We start from the raw sequence: 16,174 nt of genomic DNA, 5'->3' as shown, positions 1-16,174 counted from the left end.
CCTTGTCAGAGGCTGCGCGCGATCACCCAGATTATCAGCGTCCACGCCAGCAGCGACGAGCCCACGATGATCAGTGCCCGGGTGCGGAGCGGCAACCGGGCGCTCTTGATCGCCGCCCCATCGGTCGCGGCGTCCACCTCGGCGCCGATGTCTGGGCTGCCGCTGTCTTGTCGAAGCAGGGGTACTTCGGTTGCAGGGACCGCGCTCAGCCGCTCGATCGGATTTTGTAGCAGCGAAGCGCTGATCGCGGCGTTTGGAACGGGCGCGACGAACTCGCACCCGAACAAGTCGCCGCTATTCCACATGACGACTGCCAATGTAGCGCCCGCATGAGGCACTTCCACCCCAAGTACTTCCCCGATCGATAGTTTCGCGGAAGTTTCGATCAACAATCCCTTCGTGGACAGGTTATGGATCAGAACATCTGCAGCGATTCCCGAAGATGTCGTCCCTTGCGATTCCAAGCTCAATTTTCGGCGGCGCGCGGAACGGCCGTCCTGAAGGGATCGCGTGATTTCCCAATGTGCTTTGAGTGCAGACATGCCGATCTCCGTCGAGTGGGCATGGTTGTCCAATTGACTTAATGATATGTTGATCGGGCACTAGGGACAGCGTGGAGATCCATCCGTTTTGAGTGATAAGACAGAGCGAGGGGTTGTTAAGAAAGGCCGATTATTTATCGCTGAAGCCGATTAGTCTATTGGTTAGAATATTATCTGCGCCAGACTATTTTTGCCTGGTGTAGCTGAAGTCATAGGGCGCCAGCGCAAAATGCCCGTTGCAACACCCTTTGCATTGCCCGATCGAGACCACCCTTTCTTGCTAGGCGGCCAAAGGAAATCTGCTCGCGGACGTACCGAGCGCTTGCTTGTTTCCCGTCTCGCGATAACAGACCTTGACTTGCCTCGCTTGCGCGAGGTTCAAAATGTCGAAAACGGGAGAACGACGTGAACAAACCTCTTGCCGGCGTGCGCATCCTCGAACTGGCCAGCCATGTCTTCGTGCCGATCGCCGGCGGCGTCCTGACCGAATGGGGAGCCGAGGTCATCAAGATCGAGCATCCGGTGACGGGCGATCCCTATCGCGGCCTGGTGACCGCGGGCCTGCGCGGCACTTACGACGGCGTCGATGCCAGCTTCCAGATGACCAACCGTGGCAAGCAGTCGGTGGCGATCGACCTCAAGAACCCGCAGGGCCGCGAGGCGCTCTACCGGATGGCCAAGGAATGCGATGTGTTCCTGACCAATTATCGGCCCGATGCGCGCCGCCGGCTGCAAATCGATCCCGAGCACATCCGCGCGCACAATCCGAACATCATCTACGTCCGCGGCTCGGGCTACGGCCAGCGCGGGCCGGACAAGCAGCGCGGTGGCTACGACGCGGCGGCCTATTGGTCGCGTGTCGGCTTCGGCGAGGTGTTCACGCCGAAGGGATCGGAATATCCGATCATGCAGCGCCCGGCTTTCGGCGACGTCGTCGGCGGGATCACTATTGCCGGCGCGATCTCCGCGGCGCTGTTTCAACGCGGGCAGACGGGCGAGGCGCCGATCGTCGACGTCTCGCTGATGGGTGTCGGCATGTGGCAACTCGCGCCCGACATCATGTATGCCAAGCTCAACGCCGGCCAGGCCGCACCGGCCGCGGCCTATGACCGCAAGGCCACGTGGAATCCGCTTTCGGGCAACTACCGCACGCGCGACGGGCGCTTCATCATCCTCGTGATGCTCGATGCCGACCGCTACTGGGCCGATTTCTGCCAGGTGGTCGGCCACTCTGAGTGGATCGACGATCCGCGCTACAAGGACATGGATGCGCGCAAGGCGAACAATCGCGCCTGTGTCGAGATGCTCGACGAAATGTTCCTCCAGCGTGACTTCGCCGAATGGGTGCAGGTGCTGGCCAAGGCCAAGGGCGTCTGGTCGCCGTTCCAGACTCCGCTCGAAGTCCACGACGACCCGCAAGTGGCGGCCAACGGCTATCTCGCCGATGTCGAGATGATCAACGGCAAGGACATCACCATGGTCACCAGTCCGGTGCAGTTCAACGAACGGCCCAACCAGCCGACCCGCGCCCCCGAGCATGGCGAGCATACCGAGGCGGCACTGCTCGGCATGGGCCTGTCGTGGGAGGAGATTGCCGCGCTCAAGGAGAGCAAGGCGATCGGCTAGGTCAGCGAATAACGATCTCGCCGGGCGGTAGCCCTTCGGTGTGGCGACGATATGCTTCGGTGAAGCCCTGTTCTAGCTTGCGCGTATAGCCGACGGTGTCGAACAGCGGCGTGGCAAGACGATTGGCGCCGAGCCGTGCTTTGACGTCCGCCAGCTTCTGGCTCTGCGTGGCGAGATCGAGCGCCAGCGCTTCGTAGGCTTTGGGCGTTTCGGTGACCAGGTCGGACAGGCCGATGGCGTGGAGCAGACTTGCTGCCACCCGCGCCGCGAACTGGCGGCCGGCGAGCGTGATCACAGGCAGGCCGGCCCAGAGCGCATCGCTTGCGGTGGTATGCGCGTTGACGTTGAAAGTATCGAGGAACAGGTCTGCGTGGCGATGGCGCGCGAGGTGCTCGGCGTGCGGCAGCGTACCGGCGAAGACGAGGCGCTGGGGTGCGATGCCGTGCTCGGCCGCGGCCTTGCGGAGCGCCGCCTCGGCCCAGACGTTCGATTTCAGCAGCCAGAGCACGCTGCCCTCGACGCGGCCCAGCAGCCGCATCCAGATGGCAAATTCGCGGGGGCTGATCTTGTAGCTCTGGTTGAAGCTGCAGAACACGAAGGCGCCTTCGGGCAGGCCGTGGTCGGCGCGCGCGCATGTGGTCTCGGCGATCGCGCGTCGGTCGTCGTTCGGCTGGTAGCTGCCGGGCAGCAGGATCAGCTTCTCGGAGTAATGGCTCTCCTGCTCGACCGGGATAACCACCCGATCGGCGACGAGGTAGTCGATGAAGTCGGCGCCGCAGGAACCCGGATAGCCGAGGTAGGAAACCTGCACCGGCGCGAGGCGGCGGGCGAAGATCTGCGTGCGGCCGTTCTGCGTATAGCCCTTGAGATCGACGGCGATGTCGAGGTTCATGCCGCGCGCAAGCACCTCGATGTCCCTATCCGCCAGTTCGCGCACGTCGGAGAAGCTGTCGGTGTGAGCGATCATTTTCCGGCGCATCGCATCGTCGAGCGCGGGGCCGTAGCTGAAGGCGTGGATTTCGAACCGGCTGCGGTCATGCTCGCGCAGCAGGCCCGCCATCAGGTAGAGCGTCGCGTGATCGTGGAAGTCGGCGGAGAAGTAGCCGATCCGGATACGGCCGTCCTTGGCGGGCGCAGGTGCGGGCAGGGGGTCGTGTTCCGGCCGAAGGTCTGTGCTGCCCAGGCGCGCGAGCGGCGGAGTTGCGCAGCGGGATCGTCTCCGAAGGTCAACGCCGCGAACGGCGAGATTGCCGTATCGGCCGCTTCGTCTAGTGCCTGCCAGTCCGCTAAGGCCGACCAGTCGCAGAGATGCGCCTGGTAGAACAGCCGATGGGTCCGTGCGACGACATGGCCGGGATTGATCGCCAGCGCCTGGTCGAATGCTGCGATCGCCAGGTCGAGCTTGGCTTCAAGAACCAGTGCCTTGCCCTGCTCGGCCCAGGCGTCGGCATAGTTCGGGCGCGCGGCCTTGGCGCATTCGTAAGCCGCGTTCGCCTCGGCAAGTCTGCCTTGCTTCTTATAGAGGTTGCCGAGGTTGAAATGCGCATCCGCGTGGTTTGGATCGATCCGCAGCGCTTCTTCGTAGAGAGCAAGCGCACCGCTCAGGTCGCCGAGGCTGGCGCGCAGGTTGCCGAGGTTGTTGCAAGCAGGGGCGTGGTCCGGCTTGAGCGTCAGGACCCGGCGAAAGGCGTCCTGCGCGTTCTCCAGGCGTCCGAGCGCTTCCAGCGCCAGGGCGAGATTGTTCCAGGCATCGGCATAGTCGGGCTGGAGCGCGATGGCCTGTTCGAAGGCATTGACCGCTTCTGCCAGCGCGCCGCACTTCTTCAGCGCGTTGCCGAGGTTGTTGCGGGCGATGGCATGGTTCGGGTCGAGCGCGATCGCCTCGCGGTAGAAGGTGGCGGCTTCGGTAGGCCGGTCGAGATTGGCCAAGGCCATGCCCAGGTTGTTGCAGATCGCCGCATGGCGCACGCCGCGCGCATGGGCCGTGCGCAAGGCTTCTTCGGCACGCGCATAGTCGCCAATCGACAGCAGCGCGGCGCCCAGCAGGTTGTGGACGATCATCGCGCGCGGGTACGAGACGAGCAGCGCCTCGGCCTGGCTGACGACCTGCAGCATCTGGCGCTGCCGGTAGCTTTCGGAAAGCGCGTCGAGAGCCTCCTGCGGCGGCGTATCGGTATTCGCCAGCGCAAGGGCACGGGCCTTGAACAGTTCGTCCATGCCCTTACGCGCGCGCGCATTGCCGGGAAACTTCTGCAGGACCGCGCCGTAGAGCCGCTCGGCCTCGGCAAAGTCGCCGCGCTTCTCGGCGCCCCGGGCCTTGATCATCGCGGTTTCAAGGCTGCTCATGGCCTGTCGATCGTCCCCTTCTGCGCCGGCTGGGGCAGATTTCGCACGATCTTCTAAACCGATGGTTAATCATGTCGGGTAACCACACCGCTACGTGTTTGCCCTTAGCTCCCGAGCGAAGTGACCGCTTCGACGATGGCATCGCGGACGCTGCCGAGGTCGGTCTCGTCGATGCAATAGGGCGGCATGACATAGACCGTATTGCCCAGCGGGCGCAGCAACACGGGTGCGCTGCGGAAGCTCTCGCGCAGTCGCGGGCCGATCTCGGAAAGGTAACCGGCGCCTTCGGTGTCGACCACGTCGAGCGCGATGATCGTGCCGCATTGGCGGACATTGGCGACGCGTGGCAGCTTGGCCAACTCGCCCAGCATCGCAGCCTGCCGCTCGGCGAGCCGGGTTATGCGTTTGCGCACGGGCTCGTCGCGCCAGATCTGCAGGTTGGCATTGGCGGCGGCGCAGGCGATCGGGTTGGCGGTATAGCTCGACGAATGGAAGAACTGCTTGGCCGGATCGGTCGACCAGTGCGCCTCGAAGATCGCCGGCGTCGCTAGCGTGACGGCGAGCGGTAGTGATCCGCCGGTGATGCCCTTGGCCAGGCAGATGATGTCGGGCGTTATGCCGGCTTGCTCGCAGGCGAGCAGGGTGCCGGTGCGGCCCCAGCCGGTCATGACCTCGTCGGCGACGAACAGCACGCCGTGCTGCTCGCAGATTGCGTGCATCGCGCGCAGCGTGTCGGGCGAATACATCAGCATGCCGCCCGCGCCAAGCACGAGCGGCTCGACGATGAAGGCGGCGACCGGCTCGGCCCGGCAGGCGGCATCGAGCGCGTCGAGCGTGGCCTGTTCGCTGCCGGCCTTCGGGAACGGGATAGTGCCGACGTCGAACAGCAGCTTTTCGTAGGCGCGGTTGAACACGCCGCGCGCGCCGACCGACATCGCACCGATCGTGTCGCCGTGGTAGGAGTGCTCCATCACCAGGATACGGTGCCGCGGCTCGCCGCGGTTGTGCCAGAAGCCGAGCGCCATCTTCAGTGCCACCTCGACGCTCGTCGAGCCTGAGTCCGAGAAGAACACATGCGCCAGCGGATGCGGCATCAGGGCGATGAGATTGCGCGCCAGTGTCTCGGCCGGCTCGTGCGTCCAGCCCGCAAAGATGAGCTGGTCGAGTTGCGCGGCCTGGACCGCGATGGCCGCGGCGATGTGCGGGTTCGCGTGGCCGTGCGTCGTCACCCACCAGGACGAGATGGCGTCGACGATGCGGCGCCCGTCGGCGAGGTAGAGCGCCGCACCCTCGGCCCGCTCGACCAGCGGGATCGGCTCCTGCAAGCCGTGCTGGGTAAAGGGGTGCCAGATCGGGCTCATGCCAGCAGGTCCATGCGGATGTTATGGGCGACGGCCTCGGCCAGCGCGGCCGGGGTCAGCGGATCGAGCCGGGGCAGGCGGCCGAGATGGCGGCATTGGCCGAACTCGATGATCGCCTGCTCGCTGGGCGCGTTCTCCTCACCCGAGAAGATCACTCCTGCGACCTGGAGGCCGCGCGCGCGCAGGGCTTCGAGCGAGAGCAGGCTGTGGTTGATCGTGCCGAGCGTGGTACGTGCGACGAGGACCACGGGCAGGCGCCACAGTACGAAGAGGTCGGCGTAGAGCGCCTCGTCATTGACCGGCACCAGCACGCCGCCCGCGCCCTCGACGATCAGCGGGCCGTCGCCGGCGGGCAGCGCGAGCGTCGCGGGATTGATCCGCACCTGGTCGATCCGCGCGGCTTCGTGCGGCGAACAGGGCGTGACCAGCCGATAGCCTTCGGGCAGGACTTCCGCGCGGCCCTCGGTCAGCCGCCGCACGGTATCGCTGTCGGTCTCGTCGTCGAGCCCTGCCTGCACCGGCTTCCAGTAGCGGGCGTGCAGGTGCCCGGCGAGGCCTGCGGCGACCACGGTCTTGCCGATGCCGGTATCGGTGCCGGTGACGACGTAGCGGCTCATGCCTTGGCGGTGGCTTCGGCGAGGGCTGCGGCGAGATCGCCGATCTGGCCGAGCGAGGCATTGAGCGTGACCGAAATTCGCAGCCGCGCAGTGCCGTTGGGCACGGTCGGCGGGCGAATGCCGCGCACGTCGAAGCCGGCCGCCTGCAGCGCGCCGGCGAGCTGCATCGTGCGGTCGTCGGGTCCGATAATCAGCGGAATGATCTGCGAGCCGGCGATCTGCGCGCCGAGAAGGCCGAGCAGGGTCTCGGCGTGGCGCACGCGCGCCCACAGCGCCTCGCGCAGTTCGGGGCGGGTGCGAACGATCTCGAGCGAGGCGCGCACCACGGCGGCCATCAGCGGCGAGGGCGCGGTCGAGAAGATGAAGCCGCGGCCCCGGTTGACAAGGAAGTCCTTGACCACTGCGGGCGCGCAGACCAGCGCGCCTTCGCAGCCCAACGCCTTGCCGCAGGTGCGCAAGGTGATGACGTTCTCGCGGCCGGATATGGTGTCGGCCAGTCCGCGACCGCCCTCTCCGAACACGCCTGTCGCGTGCGCTTCGTCGATCAGCAGGACAGCATCGTGGCGATCGGCGATCGCGGTGAGGGCGTCCAGCGGCGCGCGGTCGCCGTCCATCGAATAGAGGCTTTCCACCGCCAGCCAGACTCGTCCGGTGCCGCCGTCTGCGCGGTAGCGGCGGATCGCGAGTTCGAAGGCGTCGGGGTCGTTGTGGCGCACCGAGACGGTTTCGGCCCGGCCGAGCTTCATGCCCTCGTGCGCGCTGGCGTGGACCAGTTCGTCGTGGACGATGAGGTCGCCGCGCTGCGGCAATGTCGAGAACAGCGCCGAATTGGCGGCATAGCCGGTGGCGAACCAAAGCGCGCTCTCGCTGCCGAAGAAGGTCGCGGCCTCGGCCTCGAGCGCTTCATGCTCGTCGCAGTTGCCGCGCAGCAGCCGCGAGCCGCCCGAGCCGACGGGCACGCCGCGATCGAGCGCTGCCCGCGCGGCATCGACGAGCAGGCCCGAACGGCCGAGCCCGAGATAATCGTTCGATGCGAAGTCGATCCCGGTCTCGGGGATCAGCCGGCGCTGGCGCGACTGCGCCGCCAGCCGTGCCAGGTCCTCCGCCTGCGCGGAGAAGACCGGCTCGTCACCGGTCATTCCGCCGCTTCGCGCGAGCAGCCGCGCAGTTCTTCGATCGCCATGGGCCGCAGGCCCAGCTTGGCGAAAAGCGCGGCGTCGGTGTCTTCGCCGGGGTTTTCGGTGGTGAGCAGCGTCTCGCCGGAGAAGATTGAATTGGCGCCGGCCATGAAGCACAGCGCCTGGGTCGCTTCGGACATCGATACGCGGCCGGCCGAGAGTCGAACCATCGACTCGGGCATGGTGATCCGCGCCACCGCGACCGTGCGGACGAACTCGATGTCGTCGATCTTGGCGAGCGGCGTGCCCTCGAGCATGTTGCCAAGCACCGTACCTTTAACCGGCATCAGCGCGTTGATCGGAACCGACTGCGGATGCTCGGGCAAGGTCGCGAGCGCGTGGATAAAGCCCACGCGATCACCGCGCGCTTCGCCCATGCCGACGATGCCGCCGCTGCAGACGTTCATGCCTGCCTTGCGGACGTTGCTCAGCGTATCGAGCCGGTCTTCGAAGGTGCGGGTCGTCGATATCTCGCCGTACTTCTCGGGCGATGTATCGATGTTGTGGTTGTAGTAGTCGAGACCCGCCGCGGCCAGCATGTCGGCCTGCTTTTCGGTCAGCATGCCCAGCGTCATGCAGGTTTCCATGCCCATGGCGCGCACCCCGTGGACCATCTCGATGATGGCGGGCATGTCGCGGTCCTTGGGATTGCGCCAGGCGGCGCCCATGCAGAAGCGGGTCGAGCCCGCGTCCTTGGCGCGCGCCGCGGACTGCAGCACTGCCCGCACGTCCATCAGCTTGGTCGCCTTGACGCCGCTTTCCGCCTTCACCGACTGCGAGCAGTAGCCGCAGTCCTCGGGACAGCCGCCGGTCTTGACCGAGAGCAGGGTCGAGAGCTGGACCGCGCCGGCATCGTGGTGCGCGCGGTGGACCTCGGCGGCGCGGAAGACCAGCTCGGTGAAAGGCAGGTCGAACAGCGCGGCGATCTCGTCGCGGGTCCAGTCGGTGCGGGTCTGCTGAAGCGTTTCAGGATTCTGGGCCATATGCTGCGGTGCACTAGACTTGTCCGTCGCGGGATCCAATACCGCTACCGATATTGCGCCAGCGCATCATCGACGCGCGCGAGCGCGGCGGCCAGCGGATGCTCCTCGCCCAGCAGCGCGAAAGTGCCGTTGAGTTCGAAATAGCAGTGGCCATGCACCGTCGCGAGCAGCGAGCGGGCGAGGGCGGGGGCCTTGTCCTTCTGCCGGTCCGGCAGCGCGGCGGCGATCTCTCGGACGACGACGTCGGTGATCGCAGTGACCTTGCGCTGGTATTCGGGCGGCATGACCTCGCTTGCCGGCAGGCGGAAGTCGTAGAGCGCGGTCCAGGCGTTGCGGTGGCGCAGGGCGAAATCGAAATAGGCGCCCACTGCGGCGTGTAACCGCGCCTCGCTCTGCCCGACGAGCCGCACTTCGAGATCGACCAGCCAGAGGTCGAGCGTGCGGCCGTTGATCGCCAGGATCAGCTGATCGTAGGACCCGAACACGTTGTAGAGCGTGCCTATCGAGTATCCGATCGCCTTGGCCACCTCTCGCGCCGAGAACTTCGCGAAGCCGACCTCGCTCATCTGCCGATGCCCTTCGTGCACGATCATCTCGCGCAGTTCGTCGCGCGAATGATCGGATCGCCGGCCCATGAAACCTCCGTTGTGCTCGCCTTCGGAATGTGAGTTTAGCCATACAATTGAACACCGTCTAATATTTTAATTGAACGGTGTATAATTCTATGCGATTTCAGCCTCGCGGCGAGTCGAAAGCCGCGCCTGGAGGACGAGCCATGAGTGAGCTTGCGAACCGAAGACCGCTAAAATCGCGCCAGACCGGCTGGGCCGGCGCGCTCGCCCGGTTGCTGCAGAAGACGCCGCTGACGCCCAATGCGGTGTCGGTGGCGGGCATCGGCTTTGCCGCCGTGGGCGCCGCCTGTTTCGCCTTTGCACCCGAACTACCGCTGCTTTGGCTGGGCGGCGCGCTGTTCATCCAGCTGCGCCTGCTGGCCAATCTGATGGACGGCCTGCTCGCGGTCGAAGGCGGACGCAAGTCGCCGACGGGGGCGCTCTACAACGAGTTCCCGGATCGGATCGAGGATGCGCTGCTGCTCGTCGCGGCAGGCTATGGCGCCGGCATGCCGACGCTCGGCTGGGCCGCGGCGCTGCTCGCGATGGGCACCGCCTATGTCCGCGCGCTTGGCGGTTCGATCGGCCTCACGCAGGATTTCTGCGGCCCGATGGCCAAGCAGCACCGTATGGCGCTGCTAACGCTCGGCGCGGTGCTGAGTCCTTTCGTTGCCGGCATGCCTGTTGTCCTCGCGGCGATCTGCTTCGGTGCGGCCGTTACCAGCGTCCGCCGCCTGATGCGCCAGGCGCGTACGCTGCGGGAGGCGGCACGATGATCGCCCAGATCATCATCGGTGCGACCCGCTTCCTCGTCGGCGGCCACGCCCGCTGGGAGGGCAGCGCGCCAGCGCCGCGCCAGCGCATCTACTTCGCCAACCATTCGAGCCATCTCGACACGGTGATTCTCTGGGCGGCGCTGCCGAAGGAACTGCGCACCACGACGCATCCCGTCGCCGCGCTCGACTATTGGGGCAGGACCCCGCTGCATCGCTTCGTCGCCACTAAGGTCCTGAACGCTGTGCTGGTCGACCGCTCCGCCCGCCACGATCCGCTTGGCCCGCTCACGGAAGCACTCGATCGAGGGCACTCGCTGATCTTGTTCCCCGAAGGCACGCGCCACAGCGAAGCCGTGCCGGGCCCGTTCAAGGGTGGGCTCCATCACCTCGCCCGCGACTATCCGGGCGTCGAGCTGGTCCCCGTCTATCTGACCAATCTCGCCCGCGCCTATCCGAAGGGCGCGATCCTGCCCGCGCCGATCAGTTGCGTGGTCAGCTTCGGCAAGCCGCTGGAGCGCTGGGCGGACGAACCCAAGCCCCTGTTCCTCGAACGCGCCCGCCAGGCGGTCTGCGCGCTGGGAGATGTCCGGTGAACGACAAGATGATCCTGCTGATCGGCGGTGTATTCGTGCTGTTGCTGATCGCTTCGGCGGTGGGCTTCCTGCTCTCGCGCCGCGGCCCGAACGAAACCGTCGCCAACCTCAATGCCCGCATCAAGGCGTGGTGGGCGATGGTCGCGGTCTTTGCCGTCGCTTTCCTCGTCGGCCGGGAACTGACCATCGCGCTGTTCGCGCTGACCTCGTTCTACGCCTTGCGCGAGTTCCTCTCGATCACGCCGACGCGGCCCGAGGATCACCGCGCCGTTGCGGTCGCCTTCTACCTGTTCATCCCGCTGCAGTACTGGCTGATCTGGGATCAGTGGCAGAGCCTGTTCGCGATCCTGATCCCGGTCTGGGCCTTCTTGGCTCTGCCCGCGCTGGCCGTGCTCAAGGGCGAGACCGAGGATTTCCTCGCCCGCACCGCGCGCATCCAGTGGGCGCTGATGCTGACGGTGTTCTGCATCAGCCATGCGCCCGCGCTGTTGATCCTGCATATCCCTGGGTTCGAGGGGCAGAACTTCCTGCTGCTGTTCTTCCTGATCACGATCGTCCAGCTTTCCGACGTGCTCCAGTACGTGTTCGGCAAGCTCTTCGGCCGCCACAAGGTCGCCCCGCGCGTGAGCCCGGCCAAGACGTGGGAAGGTCTGATCGGCGGCGGCCTTTCGGCCACCGCGGTCGGCGCTGCGCTCTGGTGGATCACGCCTTTCGCGCCCTGGCAGGCCGCGCTGATGGCGCTGGCCATCGTCCTGGCGGGCTTCGTCGGCGGGCTCGTGCTCTCGGCGGTCAAGCGCTCGCTGGGCGCCAAGGACTGGGGGACGATGATCGAAGGCCACGGCGGCGTGCTCGACCGCATGGACTCGGTCTCTTTCGCCGCACCCGTATTCTTTCACCTCACCAACTACTTCTTCGCGTCGTAACCATTTCATCGCCGACGATTAAGCATTTGAGTGCTAGTCGTCGGCGCGAATAGGGGAATAGCCGTGTCCGCACCTGACCTGTCGCTGCTGGCCAAGCGCCGCTTTGCGCCGATGTTCGTCGTCCAGTTCCTGGGCGCGTTCAACGACAACCTGCTGAAATTCGCCATGCTGTTCTTGGCGAACTTCGTGATCTACAAGACCGAGCCGGCCAAGGCCGAAATGCTCGCGGTGATCGCGACCGGCCTGTTCATGCTGCCCTATTTCCTGTTCTCCGCGCTCGCCGGACAGCTGGCGGACCGCATCGACAAGGCACGGCTGATCCGCTGGATCAAGCTTGCCGAAGTCGTGATCATGACGATCGGCCTCGCCGGTTTCTGGTTCCAGTCGATCCCCGCGCTGCTGACCGCGCTGTTCTTCATGGGGCTGCACTCGACGCTGTTCGGCCCGGTCAAATATTCGATTCTGCCCCAGCACCTCGGCCCGAACGAGATCACCGGCGGCACCGGCCTGATCGAGGCGGGGACCTTCCTTGCGATCCTCGGCGGCCAGTTGCTCGCGCAGTTCATTCCGGCCTGGGAGGCGGGGCTGACCGCGATGGGCATCGCCGCGCTCGGCTATCTCGCCGCCCTGGCGATCCCGCCCGCGCCGCCGATGCGGGGCGACCACCCCGTCGACTGGAACATCTGGCGCGGCACCATTGAGATCATGGGCGCCGCGCGCCACGGCCGCGGCGTTTGGCTCTGCATCCTCGGGATCAGCTGGTTCTTCGCCGCCGGCGCGGTGCTGGTGTCCGAATTCGCCCCGCTGGTCAGCGGCACGCTCGCGGCCAAGCAGGAAGTCGCGACGCTGTTCCTCGTCGTCTTCTCGCTGACGATCGCCGTGGGCTCGCTGGCGGTGAACAAGCTGCTCGGCGGAGAAGTGTCGGCGCGCTACGTGCCGATCTCGGCGCTGGGGCTGGCGCTCGGCCTGATCGACCTCTCGCTCTCGACCGGTGGTTTCGTGGTGCAGACCGCCAATGCCTCGGTCGACCAGTTCCTCGCCACGCCAGGTTCGATCTGCATCCTCATCGACCTCGGCGTCGTCGCCTTCTCGGGCGGCATGTTCATCGTGCCGCTCTATGCGATCCTTCAGGTCAAGAGTCCGGCCGAGGAACGTTCGCGGATCATCGCTGCCAACAACATCATCAACGCCGGCGTCGCCGTGCTCTGCGTCCTGGCGATCAGCGGGTTGCTGGCGCTGGGCGTCGACGTACCGGGGCTGATTCTCGCGCTTGGCCTGGCGACGCTGGTCGTCGCGCTGATCTCGATCTGGCTGCTGCCCGAGACTCTGTTCAAGAGCTTGATCCGCCTCATCCTACGCGCACTCTACCGTGTCGAGGTCAGCGGCATCGAGCATATGCCCAAGCCCGGCGAGCGGGCCGTCGTCGTGGTCAACCACCTGAGCCTGCTCGACGGCGTGCTGCTCGGCGCCTTCCTTCCGGGCAAGCCGACTTTCGCGATCAACACGCACATCGCCAAGGCCTGGTGGGTGAAGCCGTTCCTCGGCCTGTTCGATGCCTTCCCGGTCGACCCGACCAACCCGATGGCGGCCAAGGCCATGGTCCGCGCGGTGAAGGAAGGGCGCACCCTGGTGATCTTCCCGGAAGGCCGCATCACCGTCACCGGCGCGCTCATGAAGGTGTTCGACGGGCCGGGCATGGTCGCCGACAAGGCCGATGCGCCGATCATCCCACTACGCCTCGACGGGCCGCAGTACACGCCTGCCTCCTACATGAAGGGCAAGGTCCGCCAGCGCTGGTTCCCCAAGATCACGCTGACCGTCCTGCCGCCGCGCCGCTTCGCCATAGAAGGCGAAATGAGCGCGCGCGAACGCCGCGCCATCGCCGGCCGCCGTCTCTATGACGAGATGAGCCGGATGATCTTCGATACCACGGACATCAATCGCACGCTGTTCGAGGCGCTCTGCGAGGCGCGCCATATCCACGGCGGCAAGAAGCCGCTGGTCGAGGACGTCAAGCGCGAGCCGATCGGTTATGACCGCCTGCTCATGGCTTCAGAGCTGCTGGGCAGACAGCTCGCCGCGGTCACGCGCCCGGGTGAGAACGTCGGCCTGCTGTTGCCCAACGTGAACGGGGTGGTGGTCGCCTTCTTCGGCCTGCAGGCATTTGGCCGCGTCGCGGCGATGCTCAACTTCACCGTCGGCCTGGCCAACCTGCGCTCGGCCTGCACGACCGCGGAGATCCGCACGATCGTCACCGCCCGCGCTTTCGTCGACCAGTCGAAGCTGCACGACGTGGTCGCCGCGCTCGAGAACGATGGCAAGCGCGTGCTCTACCTGGAGGACATCTCCGCGAGCATCAGCGGCGGCGCCAAGCTCTGGGCGACGCTGACCAGCCGCGGTGTTGCGGCGCGCCACCGCAAGCTCGGCATCGCGCCCGATGCGCCCGCGGTCATCCTCTTCACCTCGGGTTCCGAAGGCACGCCCAAGGGCGTCGTCCTGACCCACCGCAACCTGCTGTCGAACCTCGCCCAGCTCGCCGCGCGGATCGACTTCAACGCCAGCGACGTGGTGCTGAACGCATTGCCGGTGTTTCACTCGTTCGGCCTGACCGGTGGCACTCTGCTCCCGCTGCTCAACGGCATCCGCACTGTGCTCTACCCGAGCCCGCTGCACTACCGGATCGTCCCCGCGCTGGCCTATGACGCCAACGCGACGATCCTGTTCGGTACCGACACCTTCCTCTCGGGCTATGCCCGCATGGCACACGGCTACGATTTCTACTCGCTGCGCTACATCTTCGCCGGCGCCGAGCGCGTGCGTCCCGAAACGCGCGCGATCTACGCGGAGAAATTCGGCCTGCGCATCATGGAAGGCTACGGTGCGACCGAGGCCGGACCGGTGATCGCGGTCAACACGCCGATGCATTACCAGGCCGGCACCGTTGGCCGCCTGCTCCCCGCGATCGAGGCGCGGCTCGACGACGTTCCCGGCATCGCCGAAGGCGGCCGCCTGTTTATCCGCGGCCCCAACGTCATGGCCGGCTACCTGCTGGCGAGCGATCCCGGGCACCTGCAACCGCCCGAAGGCGGCTGGCACGACACCGGCGATATCGTCACCTTCGACGAAGCCGGCTTCTGCACGATCCGCGGCCGCGCCAAGCGCTTCGCCAAGATCGGCGGCGAGATGGTCTCGTTGCCCGCGGTCGAGAGCTATGCCGCAGCGGTATGGCCCGGCGCCGAGCATGCCGTCGTCACCCGGCCCGATCCCAAGAAGGGCGAGCAGCTCATCCTGTTCACCACGGCAAAGAACCCCGACCAGAAGGCCCTTCAGGAATGGGCGCGCGGCAACGGCGTCACCGAACTGATGGTACCGCGCGACATACGCGCGCTGGACGCGCTGCCGGTGCTGGGGACCGGCAAGATCGACTACGTGACGCTGGGGCAAATGGCGGCAGGGTAGCCGTTCCGCGCTCGTAGAGTTGGAACGACTGACCCTGTCAGGATATGAGAGGTATCGCCCGACGTTGATGCGCCCCAGCGTATCAGCTTCCGAACCGGAGCTACGCATGGACCGCCTCGCAACCGCCTACCTCCTTATCGGCCTGCTCGTTGTCTTCGCGATCGGCGGAGTGGCCTATTGGCGCTATCATTCTGAGCAGCGCACCTATAAGCGCCACCAAGCCCAGGGAAAGAAGGGCGCATGAAGCGCGCATGGCGGAGAGGCGCGACAAGGGCGCATAATCGCTCCTTTGCTGACTTCCGCGACGCCCGGGCTGTCAGCCATTGCCTATTCGCGCCGCCCGACGTTAGTCTCTCGCTCCATCAGGAGCAGTTTAGGCATGAATCGATCCTACGACGGCGCGGTGGTGGTGGTGACGGGGGCCTCGACCGGGCTCGGCCGCGCGATCGCGGCAGGTGCGGCGAAGCGCGGTGCGCGGGCCGTTGTGATCAACTTCGCCAGCAGCAGCGCCGAGGCCGAGATCACCGCCGGGCTGGTGCGAGAGGCCGGCGCGGAAGCAGTGATCGCTAAAGGCGATGTCGGCGATGATGCCATCTGCAAGGCCGTTGCCGCGGCCGCGGCGCCCTTTGGCCGGATCGATGCGCTGTTCAACAACGCCGGGATCACCCGGGCACGGCCCTATGGCGATCTCGATGCGCTGACCGGCGACGACTTTATGGACATCTACCGGGTCAACGTCGTCGGCCCCTACCAGATGACGCGCGCGGCGCGGACGTTGCTCGAGGCGTCGGACCGCGCTGCGGTGATCAACACCTCATCGATCGCCGGGGTGACCGGGGGCGGTTCGTCGATCGCCTATTCGGCTTCGAAGGGCGCGCTCAACACGATGACGCGCTCGCTGGCCTACGCGTTGGCGCCGAAGATCCGCGTCAACACGATCTGCCCGGGCTTCATCGACAGCCCGTGGTTCGACAAGGTGGGGATCGATACGGCTTCGCTGCGCGACCACATCATCGCGACTAACCCGCTGCGCCTAGCCTCGCAGCCCGAGGACATTGCCGACAGCGCCTTGTTCTTCGGCAGCCAGGCGTCGCGGCACGTCACCGGCGAGACCTTGCTTGTCGATGCCGGCCGCCACCTGGGAACCATGCCTTGAGCG

Annotated in this window: 15 protein-coding genes; 7 read left to right on the top strand and 8 right to left on the bottom strand. The window is 66.2% G+C overall.

Annotated features, from left to right (window positions below):
- Positions 1 to 5 precede the first annotated feature (5 nt).
- Positions 6 to 542, bottom strand: coding sequence for a PilZ domain-containing protein (locus KRR38_RS18160; protein WP_217404215.1), 537 nt, complete (start codon positions 540 to 542; stop codon positions 6 to 8).
- A gap of 405 nt (positions 543 to 947) precedes the next feature.
- On the opposite strand from KRR38_RS18160, the gene KRR38_RS18155 reads away from it, so the two are divergent.
- Entirely contained in the window at positions 948 to 2,168 is a 1,221-nt protein-coding gene (locus KRR38_RS18155; RefSeq protein WP_217404213.1) for a CaiB/BaiF CoA-transferase family protein, read from the top strand.
- A gap of 1 nt (position 2,169) precedes the next feature.
- Here the strand turns inward: KRR38_RS18155 and KRR38_RS18150 are convergent, their stop codons facing one another.
- The 7 genes from KRR38_RS18150 to KRR38_RS18120 form a co-directional block, all read right to left on the bottom strand.
- Positions 2,170 to 3,276, bottom strand: coding sequence for a hypothetical protein (locus tag KRR38_RS18150; RefSeq protein WP_309141198.1), 1,107 nt, complete (start codon positions 3,274 to 3,276; stop codon positions 2,170 to 2,172).
- Positions 3,228 to 4,514: a tetratricopeptide repeat protein gene (locus KRR38_RS18145; protein ID WP_217404209.1), complete on the bottom strand. Its 1,287-nt coding sequence runs from the start codon at positions 4,512 to 4,514 to the stop codon at positions 3,228 to 3,230. Before KRR38_RS18145 ends, KRR38_RS18150 begins: the two co-directional genes overlap by 49 nt.
- 104 nt (positions 4,515 to 4,618) lie before the next feature.
- On the bottom strand, positions 4,619 to 5,875 hold the full coding sequence (locus tag KRR38_RS18140) for an adenosylmethionine--8-amino-7-oxononanoate transaminase (RefSeq protein ID WP_217404207.1): 1,257 nt from the start codon (positions 5,873 to 5,875) through the stop codon (positions 4,619 to 4,621).
- Positions 5,872 to 6,492 carry a dethiobiotin synthase gene (gene bioD / locus KRR38_RS18135; RefSeq protein WP_217404205.1) on the bottom strand — a complete coding sequence of 207 codons (621 nt, stop codon included), beginning with the start codon at positions 6,490 to 6,492 and terminating at the stop codon, positions 5,872 to 5,874. Before bioD ends, KRR38_RS18140 begins: the two co-directional genes overlap by 4 nt.
- Positions 6,489 to 7,631 (bottom strand): 8-amino-7-oxononanoate synthase, encoded by a 1,143-nt coding sequence (locus tag KRR38_RS18130; protein ID WP_217404203.1) that lies wholly within the window; start codon positions 7,629 to 7,631, stop codon positions 6,489 to 6,491. The genes bioD and KRR38_RS18130 overlap by 4 nt, the downstream gene beginning before the upstream one ends.
- Positions 7,628 to 8,653, bottom strand: coding sequence for a biotin synthase BioB (bioB, locus tag KRR38_RS18125; RefSeq protein ID WP_217404201.1), 1,026 nt, complete (start codon positions 8,651 to 8,653; stop codon positions 7,628 to 7,630). The genes KRR38_RS18130 and bioB overlap by 4 nt, the downstream gene beginning before the upstream one ends.
- 44 nt (positions 8,654 to 8,697) lie before the next feature.
- The gene (locus tag KRR38_RS18120; protein ID WP_217404199.1) at positions 8,698 to 9,288 is read right to left on the bottom strand and encodes a TetR/AcrR family transcriptional regulator; all 591 of its coding nucleotides are present in this window, start codon (positions 9,286 to 9,288) and stop codon (positions 8,698 to 8,700) included.
- A gap of 140 nt (positions 9,289 to 9,428) precedes the next feature.
- Between KRR38_RS18120 and KRR38_RS18115 the strand changes: the two genes are divergently transcribed.
- The 6 genes from KRR38_RS18115 to KRR38_RS18090 all read left to right on the top strand — a co-directional run bounded on the left by KRR38_RS18115 (position 9,429) and on the right by KRR38_RS18090 (position 16,171).
- A complete protein-coding gene (locus KRR38_RS18115) occupies positions 9,429 to 10,040 on the top strand; it encodes a CDP-alcohol phosphatidyltransferase family protein (protein WP_217404197.1) in 612 nt (203 codons plus the stop codon).
- Complete coding sequence (locus tag KRR38_RS18110; protein WP_217404195.1) at positions 10,037 to 10,633, top strand: 1-acyl-sn-glycerol-3-phosphate acyltransferase; 597 nt, start codon at positions 10,037 to 10,039, stop codon at positions 10,631 to 10,633. Before KRR38_RS18115 ends, KRR38_RS18110 begins: the two co-directional genes overlap by 4 nt.
- Positions 10,630 to 11,556: a phosphatidate cytidylyltransferase gene (locus KRR38_RS18105; RefSeq protein ID WP_217404193.1), complete on the top strand. Its 927-nt coding sequence runs from the start codon at positions 10,630 to 10,632 to the stop codon at positions 11,554 to 11,556. The genes KRR38_RS18110 and KRR38_RS18105 overlap by 4 nt, the downstream gene beginning before the upstream one ends.
- A gap of 63 nt (positions 11,557 to 11,619) precedes the next feature.
- Complete coding sequence (locus KRR38_RS18100) at positions 11,620 to 15,015, top strand: acyl-[ACP]--phospholipid O-acyltransferase (RefSeq protein ID WP_309141077.1); 3,396 nt, start codon at positions 11,620 to 11,622, stop codon at positions 15,013 to 15,015.
- A 106-nt stretch (positions 15,016 to 15,121) separates the two neighbouring features.
- On the top strand, positions 15,122 to 15,259 hold the full coding sequence (locus tag KRR38_RS18095) for a hypothetical protein (protein WP_217404191.1): 138 nt from the start codon (positions 15,122 to 15,124) through the stop codon (positions 15,257 to 15,259).
- A gap of 135 nt (positions 15,260 to 15,394) precedes the next feature.
- Positions 15,395 to 16,171 (top strand): SDR family NAD(P)-dependent oxidoreductase, encoded by a 777-nt coding sequence (locus tag KRR38_RS18090; protein WP_217404189.1) that lies wholly within the window; start codon positions 15,395 to 15,397, stop codon positions 16,169 to 16,171.
- Positions 16,172 to 16,174 lie beyond the last annotated feature (3 nt).

This window comes from Novosphingobium sp. G106, assembly GCF_019075875.1.
GTDB lineage: Bacteria > Pseudomonadota > Alphaproteobacteria > Sphingomonadales > Sphingomonadaceae > Novosphingobium.
This window is presented reverse-complemented; position numbering and strand designations above follow the sequence as displayed.

What these genes read in the sequence shown, in the direction of transcription:
- KRR38_RS18120 (WP_217404199.1), bottom strand. Translation starts at nt 9,288, where the DNA reads ATGGGCCGGCGATCCGATCATTCGCGCGACGAACTGCGCGAGATGATC.
- KRR38_RS18110 (WP_217404195.1), top strand. Translation starts at nt 10,037, where the DNA reads ATGATCGCCCAGATCATCATCGGTGCGACCCGCTTCCTCGTCGGCGGC.
- KRR38_RS18095 (WP_217404191.1), top strand. Translation starts at nt 15,122, where the DNA reads ATGGACCGCCTCGCAACCGCCTACCTCCTTATCGGCCTGCTCGTTGTC.
- KRR38_RS18130 (WP_217404203.1), bottom strand. Translation starts at nt 7,631, where the DNA reads ATGACCGGTGACGAGCCGGTCTTCTCCGCGCAGGCGGAGGACCTGGCA.
- KRR38_RS18140 (WP_217404207.1), bottom strand. Translation starts at nt 5,875, where the DNA reads ATGAGCCCGATCTGGCACCCCTTTACCCAGCACGGCTTGCAGGAGCCG.
- bioB (WP_217404201.1), bottom strand. Translation starts at nt 8,653, where the DNA reads ATGGCCCAGAATCCTGAAACGCTTCAGCAGACCCGCACCGACTGGACC.
- KRR38_RS18145 (WP_217404209.1), bottom strand. Translation starts at nt 4,514, where the DNA reads ATGAGCAGCCTTGAAACCGCGATGATCAAGGCCCGGGGCGCCGAGAAG.
- bioD (WP_217404205.1), bottom strand. Translation starts at nt 6,492, where the DNA reads ATGAGCCGCTACGTCGTCACCGGCACCGATACCGGCATCGGCAAGACC.
- KRR38_RS18090 (WP_217404189.1), top strand. Translation starts at nt 15,395, where the DNA reads ATGAATCGATCCTACGACGGCGCGGTGGTGGTGGTGACGGGGGCCTCG.
- KRR38_RS18160 (WP_217404215.1), bottom strand. Translation starts at nt 542, where the DNA reads ATGTCTGCACTCAAAGCACATTGGGAAATCACGCGATCCCTTCAGGAC.
- KRR38_RS18115 (WP_217404197.1), top strand. Translation starts at nt 9,429, where the DNA reads ATGAGTGAGCTTGCGAACCGAAGACCGCTAAAATCGCGCCAGACCGGC.